The sequence below is a fragment of the Pseudoalteromonas sp. G5_S1_14_S5 genome (assembly GCF_054968605.1).
In genome coordinates this window covers 42668-56806 of sequence record NZ_JBQKUM010000003.1, presented here as the reverse complement: position 1 = coordinate 56806, position 14139 = coordinate 42668, and the positions used below count along the sequence as shown (strand labels likewise).

At 45.1% G+C, this 14139-nt stretch carries 16 protein-coding genes and 1 riboswitch; of the genes, 11 read left to right on the top strand and 5 right to left on the bottom strand.

Features of this window, described 5'->3' with window-relative positions:
* The first annotated feature begins 239 nt into the window (after positions 1-239).
* Positions 240-339, top strand: a riboswitch (purine riboswitch).
* A gap of 59 nt (positions 340-398) precedes the next feature.
* From ACTRWI_RS01595 to ACTRWI_RS01585, 3 genes are all read left to right on the top strand, one after another.
* Positions 399-1769, top strand: a complete 1371-nt coding sequence (locus ACTRWI_RS01595) for an NCS2 family permease (protein ID WP_499128839.1) — start codon at positions 399-401, stop codon at positions 1767-1769.
* A 189-nt stretch (positions 1770-1958) separates the two neighbouring features.
* Complete coding sequence (locus ACTRWI_RS01590) at positions 1959-2384, top strand: phosphate-starvation-inducible protein PsiE (RefSeq protein WP_105025695.1); 426 nt, start codon at positions 1959-1961, stop codon at positions 2382-2384.
* A 211-nt stretch (positions 2385-2595) separates the two neighbouring features.
* Positions 2596-3228 (top strand): alternative oxidase, encoded by a 633-nt coding sequence (locus ACTRWI_RS01585; protein ID WP_499128838.1) that lies wholly within the window; start codon positions 2596-2598, stop codon positions 3226-3228.
* Between the two features lie 79 nt (positions 3229-3307).
* Here the strand turns inward: ACTRWI_RS01585 and ACTRWI_RS01580 are convergent, their stop codons facing one another.
* Positions 3308-4174 carry a YicC/YloC family endoribonuclease gene (locus tag ACTRWI_RS01580; RefSeq protein ID WP_499128837.1) on the bottom strand — a complete coding sequence of 289 codons (867 nt, stop codon included), beginning with the start codon at positions 4172-4174 and terminating at the stop codon, positions 3308-3310.
* A gap of 248 nt (positions 4175-4422) precedes the next feature.
* On the opposite strand from ACTRWI_RS01580, the gene rph reads away from it, so the two are divergent.
* A complete protein-coding gene (gene rph / locus ACTRWI_RS01575; protein WP_499128836.1) occupies positions 4423-5139 on the top strand; it encodes a ribonuclease PH in 717 nt (238 codons plus the stop codon).
* 107 nt (positions 5140-5246) lie between these two features.
* Positions 5247-5888 carry an orotate phosphoribosyltransferase gene (gene pyrE / locus ACTRWI_RS01570; RefSeq protein WP_004741430.1) on the top strand — a complete coding sequence of 214 codons (642 nt, stop codon included), beginning with the start codon at positions 5247-5249 and terminating at the stop codon, positions 5886-5888.
* 91 nt (positions 5889-5979) lie between these two features.
* On the opposite strand, the gene lpxL is transcribed toward pyrE, so the two are convergent.
* From lpxL to coaBC, 3 genes are all read right to left on the bottom strand, one after another.
* On the bottom strand, positions 5980-6957 hold the full coding sequence (gene lpxL / locus ACTRWI_RS01565; protein WP_499128835.1) for an LpxL/LpxP family Kdo(2)-lipid IV(A) lauroyl/palmitoleoyl acyltransferase: 978 nt from the start codon (positions 6955-6957) through the stop codon (positions 5980-5982).
* A gap of 23 nt (positions 6958-6980) precedes the next feature.
* The gene (slmA, locus tag ACTRWI_RS01560; protein ID WP_004741428.1) at positions 6981-7571 is read right to left on the bottom strand and encodes a nucleoid occlusion factor SlmA; all 591 of its coding nucleotides are present in this window, start codon (positions 7569-7571) and stop codon (positions 6981-6983) included.
* A gap of 169 nt (positions 7572-7740) precedes the next feature.
* The gene (gene coaBC, locus ACTRWI_RS01555; RefSeq protein WP_499128832.1) at positions 7741-8988 is read right to left on the bottom strand and encodes a bifunctional phosphopantothenoylcysteine decarboxylase/phosphopantothenate--cysteine ligase CoaBC; all 1248 of its coding nucleotides are present in this window, start codon (positions 8986-8988) and stop codon (positions 7741-7743) included.
* A gap of 225 nt (positions 8989-9213) precedes the next feature.
* Here coaBC and radC point away from each other — a divergent pair, with 225 nt between their 5' ends.
* The 6 genes from radC (at position 9214) to ACTRWI_RS01525 (ending at position 13238) form a co-directional block, all read left to right on the top strand.
* Positions 9214-9888: a RadC family protein gene (gene radC / locus ACTRWI_RS01550; protein ID WP_499128910.1), complete on the top strand. Its 675-nt coding sequence runs from the start codon at positions 9214-9216 to the stop codon at positions 9886-9888.
* A gap of 291 nt (positions 9889-10179) precedes the next feature.
* Entirely contained in the window at positions 10180-10416 is a 237-nt protein-coding gene (gene rpmB / locus ACTRWI_RS01545; protein ID WP_004728407.1) for a 50S ribosomal protein L28, read from the top strand.
* Between the two features lie 25 nt (positions 10417-10441).
* On the top strand, positions 10442-10597 hold the full coding sequence (gene rpmG / locus ACTRWI_RS01540; protein WP_499128909.1) for a 50S ribosomal protein L33: 156 nt from the start codon (positions 10442-10444) through the stop codon (positions 10595-10597).
* 237 nt (positions 10598-10834) lie between these two features.
* Positions 10835-11329 (top strand): hypothetical protein, encoded by a 495-nt coding sequence (locus tag ACTRWI_RS01535; RefSeq protein ID WP_499128811.1) that lies wholly within the window; start codon positions 10835-10837, stop codon positions 11327-11329.
* A 3-nt stretch (positions 11330-11332) separates the two neighbouring features.
* Positions 11333-12142, top strand: coding sequence for a bifunctional DNA-formamidopyrimidine glycosylase/DNA-(apurinic or apyrimidinic site) lyase (gene mutM / locus ACTRWI_RS01530; protein ID WP_373941939.1), 810 nt, complete (start codon positions 11333-11335; stop codon positions 12140-12142).
* Between the two features lie 91 nt (positions 12143-12233).
* Positions 12234-13238: an NAD-dependent epimerase gene (locus tag ACTRWI_RS01525; RefSeq protein ID WP_004741423.1), complete on the top strand. Its 1005-nt coding sequence runs from the start codon at positions 12234-12236 to the stop codon at positions 13236-13238.
* A 40-nt stretch (positions 13239-13278) separates the two neighbouring features.
* Here ACTRWI_RS01525 and ACTRWI_RS01520 read toward each other — a convergent pair whose 3' ends face one another.
* Positions 13279-14043, bottom strand: coding sequence for a glycosyltransferase family 25 protein (locus ACTRWI_RS01520; protein WP_499128808.1), 765 nt, complete (start codon positions 14041-14043; stop codon positions 13279-13281).
* Positions 14044-14139 lie beyond the last annotated feature (96 nt).

Sequence of the window (14139 nt, the reverse complement as noted above, 5' to 3'; positions counted from 1 at the left end):
ACTGACCTTAACTGCGTTCCGATAATTGCACGTATATAACGACAATTGGTGAAAATTAGGTCAGAAAAATGGAGGCGAAGAGTAGCATATTTAGGTGATTGAGAACAACCGGCTTGATCGTTATTTATTGGCGAATGATCCTCTCAAAGATCGTTCTAGAAATGTAATCACTTATCAGCTGCACTTTTTTTATGTGATCTATACAAAATTTATTGAAGTTTTAGTCTCAATCCTTACAATCCGCGCAAACGATTAAATGCTGTATATGTTTGATGAAATGGATCAAATGTTTCTACTACCGAGCCTATCTTGGTGACTACAGTTTTTAGTGTAGAGACCTCTCTATTCTCACAGCATTTGAATCCCCCAAATTCTCAATTTATTGCAAAGGTTTTGTTGTGAGTACAGATTCGACCCTGAAAGCCCAGAACAGCTCTAGTTCGCTTGATTCAATGTTTAAAATCACTGAAAGAAAGACCACGATCGGCACAGAGCTGTACGCAGGTTTCATTACTTTCTTGGCAATGAGCTACATTCTGGCGGTTAACCCAGCGATTTTGGGTGGTATCCCGGGGATGGATAAAGGGGCGATATTCACTGCAACGGCTTTGGCTGCAGCTATCTCGACGCTAATCATGGGCATCTGGGGTAATTACCCTGTGATGCTAGCCCCGGGTATGAGCATGAACGGCTTTTTCAAAGGACTGTTATTGAGTGGTTCTGTTGCCGTGCTGTGGAATGAAGCGCTATTTGGCATCTTTCTTTCTGGTATTTTGTATCTCGCACTCTCACTGACCAATATTCGTAAATCGATGATTGAATCGATCCCAGAGGACTTAAAGCTGGCGATTACGGTATCGCTCGGTTTGTTCATCGCTTTCTTGGGACTTAAGAACGCGGGCATCATCGTTTCGAATCCGTTTGTATTGGTTGGTTTAGGGGATATCGCAGACCCACAAGTGATCATCGCTTACATCAGCATCTTTATTGCCCTTGGCTGTATGGTTCGTGATATTAAGTTGGCGACGTTTATCTCATTCGTATCAGCGATTGCACTGACAATTCTGGCTGACGTGTTCATGGGTACATCAAATGCGCCAATCCCAGAGCAGCTAGTCGCGATGCCACCGAGCATGGCAGGTAGCTTTGGTGCGATCTTCGACTTTTCTGCGTTTACTCCTGAGAAAATGTTCGACTTATTGTTCATCGTACTTATCTTCCTGATTGTCGACTTCTTTGATGGTTTGAGCACGATTGTTGGTGTTGGCCGTGATGCAGGTATCATCGATAAGGACGGTAAGGTGCCAAATGCAAAGTCTGCTCTAGTGGCAGATGCGGGTGGTACGGTGATTGGTTCGATTCTTGGTACCACATCGATTACGGCTTTCTCTGAGTCGGGCATTGCTTCTTCTCAAGGTGCGAAGACAGGTTTGGCGGCAGTGATGGTTGCAGGTTTGTTCCTAATCTCGCTATTCCTATACCCAATTTTCTCTATTTTCTCGGCGGCTATGGTTGCCCCTGCGATGGTCGTGGTAGGCATCTACATGGTGGGCCGCCTTGGTCAGATCGACTGGGAGAAGAAAGAGTCACGCATCGCAGCCTTCTTCACCATTATGTTCACGGTACTAAGTTTTTCACCTGCAAACGGCATGGCGATGGGCTTTATCAGCTACGCATTCACTATGGTTGTCGCGGGTAAGGGTAAAGAAGTTCACCCGTTAATCTATGGCCTGTGTGTGGTGTTCCTGACCTACCTGATTCTTCTTTAAGGCTAATCGGCTGAGCTAAGCTGAAACGAAGAATAAGTGAATAGATGGCTCTACAGTGAATGTGGGGCCATTTTTGTATCTTCTGTCTCCACACAAGGTGTGTAATTGATGGTTTCTCCGCTAGAGAAGAAGCGGCTTATATTGAGGCATGCTATTGTAGAGGTTGGATTAATTTTTTGCAGAGTGACAATGCCTTCTCATTTACCTAAATCTTTTAGTAAGCCTTTCTTGAAAGTTTTTCATACTCTTGAAGCGGTACTGTTGGTGGCAATTACTCTCGCTACCGTGTTTGCGATGGTTGAAGAGTTCATGCATTTGTTTGTTGAGCGACAAGTTCGGCTGACCGATATTCTTCTGATGTTCATCTATTTAGAAGTGTTGGCTATGGTCCAACAATTTGTGACGAACGGTAAGATTCCGGTACGTTACCCTATCTATATCGCGATTATGGCGATTGCTCGTTACATTACACTTGGAATGAAGGAATTGGATGCGGTTCTCATTGTTTGGTTATCTTTAGCCGCGTTTATCTTAGCTGCTGCTACCTTGTTGATTCGAGTTGGGCATCACTATTGGCCGTATGTTGATCTTCGAACCAAGCAACCGGACGAGTAAATCGTCGACTGACAAATCATTTAGAGCCCAGCCATGTTGCTGGGTTTTTTACTACCTTTGGAGTGTCAAAAAGACACTTAAGTGTTTTATTGTTTTGGTGGTTTTGAATGTCTTAATGACTCTTTTTCTTGTTTTTCCCTTTAAATATAAGGCTTTGCTTTCTGGCATGAATGTTGATTGATGAGATTAGACTCATATTAAGGAACACGCTATGCATTTTGAAAGTACCCACTATCAACCTGAAGTTCTCTCCGAAAAGGTTGCACTTGTCGTGACTCGACTTCTAAAAAAAACGCTTAATCTGTTTTATGGGAAACATTTAGCCAAACGAGCAATGTTATTGGAGACCATTGCGGCTGTACCGGGCATGGTCGCGGGGGTATTTAATCACCTTAAAGCATTGCGTCGCATGAAAGATGACGGCGGTTGGATCAAAGAGCTCCTGGACGAAGCGGACAATGAACGGATGCACTTGATGATCTTCTTGACCGTTACCAAGCCGTCCATCATAGAGCGCATCTTAGTGATGCTATTACAATTTCTCTTCTTAATTATCTATAGCGTGATTTACTTAGCCTCTTCTAAAACCGCGCATCGGATTGTCGGTTACTTTGAAGAGGAAGCTTGCAACAGTTACTCAGAGTATATCGTCAAAATTGAAGAGGGTAGTCTACCCAATCATCCAGCGCCGAGAATTGCGATGACTTATTACGGGCTACCTGAAGATGCGACATTCTTAGATGTACTTTTCCGTATAAGAGAAGATGAAGCCAAGCATCGCGACAAGAATCACGACATTGCCAATCTTTACAAAAACAAGGACTTACCTGAGCATCAATGTTGATGGTCCTTTATTACTAAAATAAAGAAAAGCCCCTGCATCTCTCGATGCAGGGGCTTACTTGCATTCACTCAGCGTTGGTTTATTCGATATTTTGGATCTGCTCACGCATCTGTTCGATAAGTACTTTAAGCTCGACACCTGATGCAGTGATGTCAGTGCTGATAGACTTAGACGCTAGCGTGTTTGATTCACGGTTGAATTCTTGCATCATGAAGTCCAGTTTACGGCCACATGCGCCGCCTTTCTTCAATACTGCATTGGCTTCTTTCACGTGAGAGTCTAGGCGGTCTAGCTCTTCGGCTACGTCTGACTTCTGTGCGAGTAGGATTAGCTCTTGCTCAACGCGAGAACCTTCAAGCTCAATCTTCGCTTCTTCAAATTTGTTAAGCAGACGCTCACGTTGCCACTCTAGGATCTCAGGCATGCGTGCACGTACTTTTACCACTTCTTCAGTGATCGCATCTAAGCGCTGTACGATTAGCGCCTTCATGTTCTCGCCTTCACGAGCACGAGCATCAATGAACTCTGCAATCGCATCGTTGAACGCTGCTAGCAGGTCTTTGTTGATCGTATCCATGTCTTGCTCAGGTGTTTCCATCACACCAGGCCAGTTCATGACTTGGAATGGGTTAAGACGGCTCTCTTCACCTGTCATGGTCATCACTTGGTTCGCCGCATTAATGACTTGCTGCGCTAAACCTTCGTTGATGCTTAGCTCGCCTTTGGCTGCTGGGTTCGCTTCAAAGCGTAGGTTACACTCTACTTTGCCGCGCGCTAGGCGCTTACGGAAACGCTCGCGTAGGATTGGCTCTAAACCACGGAACTGTTCAGGTATGCGGAAGTAAGTTTCTAGGTAGCGTTGATTTACACTACGGATTTCCCATACTGCGCTGCCCCAATCGCCTTTTACTTCTTTGCGTGCGTACGCGGTCATACTATAAATCATCGAATTTTCCTGTCTTTTATCATTCTGAAAATAACGCGCACGTATAGTATCACGATACGGGTTACAGCCGAAGCTCATCACTTTCGTTAAGGAATTGCTTTTCTTGAACAGCGTCTTCGAATGGTAAATAGCTTTGCACAGTAAACTGCTATATAATCTCGCCCCAATCAAATATGTCTCACCCCTTTCTTAGGTGATGCACGCTTTCGATAGTAAATCACTTCAGACTGTTAATAAGGTAGATACCAATGCGTCCAAATGACCGCGCTGTAGATCAAATTCGTCCAATTAAAATGACTCGTAACTACACAGCTTATGCTGAGGGTTCTGTATTAGTTGAGTTCGGCAACACTAAAGTTCTATGTAATGCGACGGTAGAAGAAAACGTACCGCGTTGGTTGAAAGGTCAAGGAAAGGGTTGGGTAACGGCTGAATACGGCATGCTGCCACGTGCAACGCACACTCGTAACCGTCGTGAAGCGGCGAGCGGTAAGCAAGGTGGTCGCACGATGGAAATCCAACGTCTGATCGCTCGTAGCCTACGTGCTGTTGTGGATCTTAAAGCGATGGGTGAAATCATGATCACGGTTGATTGTGATGTTATTCAAGCAGACGGCGGCACACGAACTGCGTCGATTTCTGGTGCAAGCGTAGCAATGGCTGACGCAATCAAGAGCCTACTAGACAGCGGTAAACTGAAAAAGAACCCAATGAAAGGCCACGTAGCGGCAGTTTCAGTGGGTATCGTTGGTGCAGAAGCACTGTGTGACCTTGAGTATGTTGAAGACTCAGCAGCCGATACCGATATGAACGTTGTCATGACGGAAGACGGTAAGATGATTGAGATTCAAGGTACTGCGGAAGGCGAACCGTTCAGCCACGAAGAGCTGATGAAGCTTTTAGCTCTGGCGAATAAGGGCATTGCCGATATTGTTGAAGCGCAGAAGTCGGCGTTGGCAGAATAATCAATTTTAATAGCTCCCAATTTGGGGGCTATTTTTTTGTCTGTAAAACCTGAAAGGGTGGTACAGAGCGTAAGTTAAGTTTTATTGAGTAAACATAGAGGATGAGCATGAAAGCATATCAACGTGAATTTATTGAATTTGCACTAGAGAAAGAAGTACTTAAGTTTGGTGAGTTTACCTTAAAGTCTGGCCGTAAGAGCCCTTACTTCTTCAATGCTGGATTGTTTAACACAGGCCGTGACCTAGCGCGCTTGGGTCGCTTCTACGCAGCAGCATTGGCGGATTCTGGTATTGAATTTGACGTACTGTTTGGCCCTGCATACAAGGGTATCCCAATCGCGACGACAACAGCTGTTGCACTGGCCGATCACCACGATGTAGATACGCCTTACTGCTTCAACCGTAAAGAAGCGAAAGACCACGGTGAAGGCGGCAACCTAGTCGGTAGCGCACTGGAAGGTCGTATCATGCTGGTGGACGACGTAATCACTGCAGGTACTGCAATTCGTGAATCAATGGAAATTATCCAAGCGAATGGTGCTGATCTAGCGGGCGTTCTTGTTGCGATTGACCGCCAAGAGAAAGGTAAAGGCGAGCTATCTGCGATTCAAGAAGTAGAACGTGACTTTGGTTGTGCGATTATCTCTATTGTTAGCCTGACTGACCTAGTGACTTTCCTTGAAGAGAAGGGCACAGACGCAGCGCACCTTGAAGCAGTGAAAGCGTACCGCGCTCAGTACGGTATCTAATTCAATTTGTTATAGCTATAGAATGCACAAGGGGCTGATGAATCATCAGCCCCTTTTCTCTTGGTTCAGAATATTATTTATAGCGGCGACTCTACTTATAACGAATACCGCGTTCAGCCTCTGGGTCTTCCATAGTTTTGAAACGCTTGTGTAGCCACATCCACTGCTCTGGTGCGCGTAAGATGATTTTCTCTAGATAGCTATTCATGTAAGCGGCTGCCGCTTTCTCATCTTTTTGTGGATAGTTGTCTTCGATGGACTCATCGGCCATGATTTCATATTTGCCGTTGTCGTTTCTAAAGCCAGAACCTGGAACAATCGCGCAGCGGCTGGTGTAAGCCAGAATACTAGTCCCAGTCGTCGTGCATGCATCAGGCACGGCGAAGAAAGGCACAAACACTGACTTATTACGGCCGTAATCATGATCAGGAAGGTAGAAAAGGATCTCCCCCTGACGCAAGATTCGGATCATGCGCTTCACATCTTTACGATGAATGAGACGGTTGCCGTTTTGGGTACGACCACGGTACTGGATAAACTCATAAGCAGGGTTTTTGTGTGGGCGATAAACCCCTAAGCCAGGAATACCGAGTACAGCCATTGCTCGTGCAGTGATCTCCAAGTTCAAGGCATGCACACAGCAGAGAAGAACACCTTTGCCATTGGCTCTGTGCGTACGCAGCATCTGAGTGTCTTTGTCGACTAAGATGCGCTTAAAGCGCCACGTTGGCCAGAACCACGTAATGCCGGTTTCGATCAGCGCCATACCCGTATTCTTAAAGTTCTCGCTTACCATCGCCGCGACTTCATCTGCTGGCTTCTCTGGGAAAGCGAGCTCTAAATTACGAGTGGCAACTGCGACGCGCTTTTTACCATAGCGGGCGCCTAAAGTGCCCAATGAACGGCCTAACAGTAATAACAGGCGGTAAGGGATAACGTTAACAATAAGTGCCAACAGCCCAAAGCCGAACCATACTCCCCAATATTTAGGGTGAAGCAGTGCCAGCGTAAAAGGCGGCTTAGTAATAACGTGTTGTGCAGTGCTGCTTGTCGGAGAAGTTTTCGTCATAACCATCACTTAAAGTTGGATTGCTACTTAATCTGAGCGCTGAGTAGTGCCCAATAAGCATCGAAGTTTTCTGTCGGTTGATATTTGAAGTCAGAACGCACGAATCGATTCAGACTGCCTTCAACTTGGCCGAGCAATTGTGCCGCTAAGATTTTCTCATCAACCGGAAATGATTTCCCTTCACGAAGCTTTCTCTCGCGCAGAATTTGGCGAAGTTGAGTCTCAATGCGTTCGAACAGTTGATTGATGCGGTCACGTAGGCGCTCGTTTTCAAACATTAGAGCATGGCCAGATAAAATTCGAGTCAGACCTGGGTTACGTTCTGAGAAAACTAAGATCAGTTGCAGTACTAGGCGTATGCGCTCTAGCGTGTCTTTCTCTTCATCCAGAATGCGGTTGATTCGAGACATCAAGGCTTCTTCAATAAACTCGATAAGGCCTTCAAACATACGAGCTTTGCTAGGGAAGTGGCGGTAAAGTGCAGCTTCAGAAACGCCAACTTGCTTGGCTAATTTTACCGTCGTGATACGAGAAGCACCTTCGGTCGATTCCAACATTTGTGCGAGAGCTTGTAGGATTTCTTCACGACGGTTTGATTTTCGAGTACCAGCCATCTATTTACTTCCTTTCCTAAAGATGAGGATTGAGTGAAGAAGGATTATAAACACCATTCAATTCTGTTTCCTAGTTTTGTAAGCCCTAGGTCAACAGAATCGAGAGGTGTTAGCAGATTGTCAGCTCAAAATTGTCTATTTATCCGACAATATTGCTCTAATCAGTGAGTTAGTGATGCTTTTCTAGCAATAGTTGGATCTGCTCAAGGATCTGGAAGCCAAGCGCGTCTTTGCTATTCAATGGCAGAGATTTATCGCCACCTTTCCAATAAAGGTGCAATTCGTTACTGCTACTATTGAAGCCCTGGCCTTCAACAGACACATCATTAGCACAAATCATATCAAGGTTCTTTCGCTCTAGCTTACCGCGAGCATATTTCTCAACGTCTTGCGTTTCAGCCGCAAACCCTACTGTAAATGGACGGCCTTCAGTCATTGCCGCGACAGAAGCGACGATATCTGGGTTCTTCACCATGTGGATCGTCATGTCATCTTTGCCATCTACTTTTTTAAGTTTCTGGTCTGCAATGGTCTGTGGGCGGTAATCGGCAACTGCAGCACAGCTGATGAAAACATCGTGTTGAGCGGCGTGAGCAGTAACGGCATCAAACATCTGTTGAGCACTATCGACATCGACGCGAGTCACTTTGTCTGGAGTAGCGAGCGATACTGGACCACTCACCAGAGTGACCATTGCGCCTTGCTTAGCCGCGGCCTCAGCTAGCGCATAGCCCATTTTGCCTGAGCTATGGTTGGTGATGTAACGAACAGGGTCAATGGCTTCACGAGTGGGTCCTGCAGTGATAAGTACAGAGCGGCCAGCAAGTGGTTTAGGTTGGAAGAAGTCTTCACAGCAGTGTACAAGCTGCATTGGTTCTAACATTCGGCCCATACCAACATCACCACACGCTTGTTCGCCTGACGCTGGCCCCCAAATTTCACAACCACGACGTTTTAGTGTCGCGATGTTCTCTTGAGTGGCAGGGTGGTTATACATTTGTTGGTTCATTGCTGGCGATACCGCAACTGGCGCATCGGTCGCTAAAACTAAAGTGGTCAGTAGGTCGTTGCCCATGCCTGCAGTCATACGTGCAATAAGATCGGCAGTCGCTGGTGCTAACAATACTAAATCAGCCCATTTGGCGAGTTCGATGTGACCCATTGAAGCTTCAGCAGCAGGATCAAGCAAACTATCAGACACTGGCCTTCCCGAGACCGCTTGCATGGTCAGTGGAGTGATGAACTCTTTGGCTGCATTGGTCATAACGACCTGCACTTGTGCCCCACGTTCAACCAAACGTCGAGTCAGCTCGGCACATTTGTAAGCAGCGATACCACCACTAATACCAAGAAGAATTTTTTTCCCTGCTAGGCCTGGTTGGTCAGCGTTACTCAGTGGATTAACCTGTGTTTGCATGATTCTGTTCCTTAATTTTTCTGCGACTTACGATATCAGAACAAAGGATGAGTGCCTAGAAGCAGAACTTGAACAGATTTGACGCTCATCAAATTGGCGTTATCAAACTTATCAATTACACGGTTTTGTTGGTGGCTCGGCTGACTTTATCTCTATTAAAGGATCTCTGGATACTCGCTGGTTACGCTGATGGGTTATGTTCATAAGCAATGGATTTGCTCTTCTATGCCGATAAATAAAATGCCCGCAGAATCGATGCCGAGAGAGAAACTACTTACTCGAGGGCCTGATTCCTTGAGTGATGCAGAGCTGCTAGCCATCTTTCTTCGAACGGGCACGCAAGGAATGAACGTTCTAGAGCTGTCCGATAAGCTGCTCAAGGACTTCGGTTCACTCAGGCACCTTTTCTCAGCAACACAAGCTGAGTTCTGTGCTCATAAAGGAATGGGGCAAGCGAAGTATGCTCAATTACAAGCCGTACTGGAGATGACACAGCGTTATCTCGCGGAGACCTTATCTCGAGGCGATGCATTGACTAGTCCAAGTCATACTAAGCTTTATCTGTCGAGTATGTTGCGCGACCGCCAGAGAGAAGCCTTCTATATATTGTTTCTTGATAATCAAAATAGAGTAATAAAGGATGAAGTGATGTTTGAAGGGACGATTGATGCTGCATCGGTTTACCCCAGAGAGGTCGTTAAGCGGGCGCTTCACCATAATGCAGCCGCCCTCATTTTGGCACATAACCACCCCTCGGGGATTGCAGAGCCAAGCCAAGCAGATAGACGAATAACCCGTCGATTGACCGATGCCTTAGCGCTGGTGGATATTCGCATTCTCGACCATTTTGTGGTCGGAGACGGTGAAGTTGTCTCTTTTGCTGAGCGCGGATGGATTTGAATCACATTTTAGGTTGTTAACTACGTTAAATCTGCTATCATTCTGCCCACATTTTTAGACCTAAAATCAGCTCTGATTACTCAAGCAAGCTGCGCTGCACAAAAAAAGATCACGAAATCCGCAAAAAGGATCTGTTCGGGTCTTGAGCAATGCGTGTCAAGTTAGTATAATGCGCGACCTTTGATAGCCTTGTATGGATTTTCCATAACGGTTTTTACCTTCTATTTTAATTGATAGAGAGGTTCGGCCACCAAGGTTGATATCGAGCTGAAACGATTGGAGAAGACATTCATGTCCCGAGTATGCCAAGTAACTGGTAAGCGTCCAGTAACGGGTAACAACCGTTCACACGCACGCAATGCTACTAAGCGCCGTTTTCTGCCGAACCTACAAACTCATCGTTTCTGGGTAGAGAGCGAAAAACGTTTTGTTAAACTACGTCTAACTGCTAAAGGCATGCGTATCATTGATAAGAAAGGCATCGATGCTGTTCTTGTTGATATTCGTGCACGTGGCGAAAACGTTTAAGAGGAATTAAGCAATGGCTAAAGGCATTCGTGAGAAAATTCGTCTAGTATCTTCTGCAGGTACTGGTCACTTCTACACAACTGATAAGAACAAGCGTAACATGCCAGGCAAATTTGAGATCAAAAAGTTTGATCCAGTAGTTCGCCAACACGTTATGTACAAAGAAGCGAAAATCAAGTAATTGATGCTTTTTTGGCTCTTCTTCAGTAGAAGAAAGAATTGAAAAACCCAGCTTAATCGCTGGGTTTTTTTATACCTAAAATTTGATCAGCTCATGCCTCCTTTAGTATTCAAAGGATCTAGCCAGTACAAATAGCAACATAGAAAGTATCACCACTTTCACGATATACTGAAGACTCAACAGGTTAGATGGCAGAATCAGATGAGATATCGTGGACGCAGGTGGAACAACATACTGATGTTAAGCGTGATCGCTTTTATTGGGGTGCTCAACCTTCCTACTTTGATCAAAGCGTATCTTATCGAGCCAGAACCTGAGCAACAGGTTAGTAGTCCTTATCCCTACCTGTTAAATCCTGGAGCCGAGCTTCAAGCGTTGCACTTTACTAAGTGGTCATTGGTATTCGAAGATGGTCAGTGGAGCTATCAATTGAAAGGCTCTGCCTCAGCTCAAAGCATTAGCGCTCAAGAACGTGCTCAGCGTTGGCAGCAACTTGTTGGCACCGAGGTTGACTCGCAAACCTATACTGACCTAACTTCTCAGCTTACTACCCCGCACACCATAGAAGTGTGGTATCAAGACCAAGAAGAGCCGCAACGCGTTACTTACTATCAGCTGCCTGAGTTTTGGTTACTAAAGAACTGGAATGATCAGTGGCTGGCGGTATCTATTGAAGAGAGCTACCTGTTTCCAAGTCTTAGCCAAGACGATCCCTCAACATCGGACGATTAGATTATGCCTGAATTACCCGAAGTCGAAGTAAGCCGCATGGGGATCTCGCCTCATTTAGTCGGCGAGACCATTAAGACACTGACCTTTCGTACGCCAAAGCTGCGCTGGGATATCCCACAAGAGCTTAAAAAGCTAGAAGGGCAGGTGATTCGTGCGATCTCACGTCGTGCTAAGTACCTGTTGATTGAAACTGATACAGGTACTGCAATTGTTCATCTTGGAATGTCTGGATCACTGCGCGTATTAGATGCCGATTTCCCGGCGGCAAAGCACGATCACGTGGATCTCAAGCTGACTAACGGTAAAGTACTGCGCTATAACGATCCGCGTCGTTTTGGCGCTTGGTTGTGGTCAGCGCCTGATGAAGTCCACTCAGTGCTGCTAGGCTCTGGCCCTGAGCCATTAACTGACGACTTTAATGCCGACTACATCGCTGAAAAGGCAGAAAAGCGTAAAGTCGCGGTAAAGCAGTTCATCATGGACAATAAAGTGGTGGTCGGTGTTGGGAATATCTACGCCAACGAAGCCCTGTTCTCGGCAAAAATTCACCCGTTACGATCAGCAAATAAGGTCACCAAAGCCGAATGGATCTTGCTAACCGATGAGATCAAACAAGTGCTCGCGACGGCTATCAAGCAAGGTGGCACGACGCTGAAAGATTTCTCTCAGGCTGACGGTAAACCAGGTTACTTTGCGCAAGAGCTGCAAGTGTATGGTAAAGCAGGTGAAAAGTGCCCAAGCTGCGAAGCGCTGATTCAAGAGCTCAAAATCGGGCAGCGCAATACTTTTTATTGTGAAGAGTGCCAAGTATAGAAAATCTGAACTCGTGTTCACTTTTTATTGCTAGTCGATAAGCTAGCGAGTAGCTACAATTGTAATAATTATACGAATTGAGAATAGTAGAATGAAATATTTAGTAACTGGCGTTGCTGGTTTTATTGGATCTGCAGTGTCAGAGCGACTATGTGCGGCAGGGCATGAGGTTATTGGTATCGATAACCTAAATGACTACTACGAAGTCTCTCTGAAACATGATCGCCTCAAGCGTATCGAACATGAAAACCTTACCTTTATCGAGCTTGATCTCGCTGATAGAGAAGGCATCGCTGAGCTTTTCGCACAGCAAAAATTTGACCGCGTTATCCACCTAGCGGCGCAAGCTGGCGTTCGTTATTCAATCGATAATCCAATGGCTTATGCTGACAGCAACCTTGTTGGTCACTTAGCGATTTTGGAAGGCTGTCGCCATAACAAGGTCGAGCATTTAGTTTATGCTTCATCAAGCTCGGTATATGGCTTGAACCAGAAAATGCCATTCCACACGGCAGACAGTGTTGACCACCCGATTTCATTGTACGCTGCGACTAAGAAATCGAATGAGCTAATGGCGCATACCTATTCTCATCTATACGACGTACCGACAACGGGTTTACGCTTCTTTACGGTGTACGGTCCTTGGAGCCGCCCAGATATGGCGATGTTTAAGTTTGCGAACTTAATCGTGGCGGGCAAAGAGATCGACATTTACAACAACGGCGACATGATGCGCGACTTCACTTATATCGATGATATTGTTGAAGGCATTATTCGTGTGCAAGACCGCATTCCAGCAAAACAGCCAGATTGGACAGTAGAGCAAGGTTCACCAGCAACCAGCTCAGCACCATATCGTGTATTCAACATTGGTCATGGTAGCCCAGTTAAATTGATGGATTACGTTGAAGCATTGGAAACCGCTTTAGGCATCGAAGCGAAGAAGAACTTCATGCCAATACAACCTGGTGATGTATACGCGACTTACGCTGATACTGAAGATCTGTTTGAAGCAGTAGGCTATAAGCCTCAAGTTAAAATCCAAGAAGGCGCCAAAGCATTCGCGGATTGGTATAAAGCTTACTACTCGTTGTAAGTCTAAGTTCTTATAACAAAAAAATAGCGCTCAATGAGCGCTATTTTTTACTATTCAATTTAGGCTTGTATTCAATGCTTAAACTAAACAGATGGTAAATATTCGTCGCTAGATTGAGTGTCATGCTTTTTATTTTGTTTAGGATCTTCATAATAGCGACAAAGTAGTTTTTTCTGCCTTTATGCTTACGATTACCTATAATTGAAGGCTGCTGACTTCGCTGTAAGCCTGCCTGAAGAACGCCAAACATCGGTTGTTTGTGTATCCATGTATTTCTCAAAAATACATCAACAGGGTATTTGAACGTTGAACTGTGCTTGATAAAAGCTCTTGCTGCATCTGGAGCAATGGCATAGCAAGCTGTTCCCTGAGGTACCTTTAAATATTTTACAAGTTTTTGATTCTTATGATTTTCAACTGAGTAAAATAATTTGTTTTTACTGTCTTGCAGGCGAATAAAACCACACTGTTCGATATGTTGCTTAGTTATACTTAAGGAATTAAGGAAGAGTTCAGGGTTAAGAGCAATATGATCTTCGAAGACTAATATGGGTTCATTGAGTTCAATACATTTTTGCCACACAAGGTAGTGGCTTGCATAACACCCAACCTCTCCAATCGCATGCGGTCTCCCCATATTGTGCAAAAATGCTTTATCTTTAATTTTATCCAACAGAGGATTTTCATCGGAGCGCGCATCTACACCTATAAAGAAATCAAAATCAGCGAGGACGCTTTTAATAGCGTTGGTTGTTGAAGTTTGTCGGCTATTATTGCCTTTTAATGTAATGCAGTATGCTTTCATAACAGTATTTTTTCATATACAAGAGCCATATGTTACCACTCACTTTGAGTTTTTGTAATGGTTGTTCTCTTTTTAGGCAGGTTAATTGATAGTGTT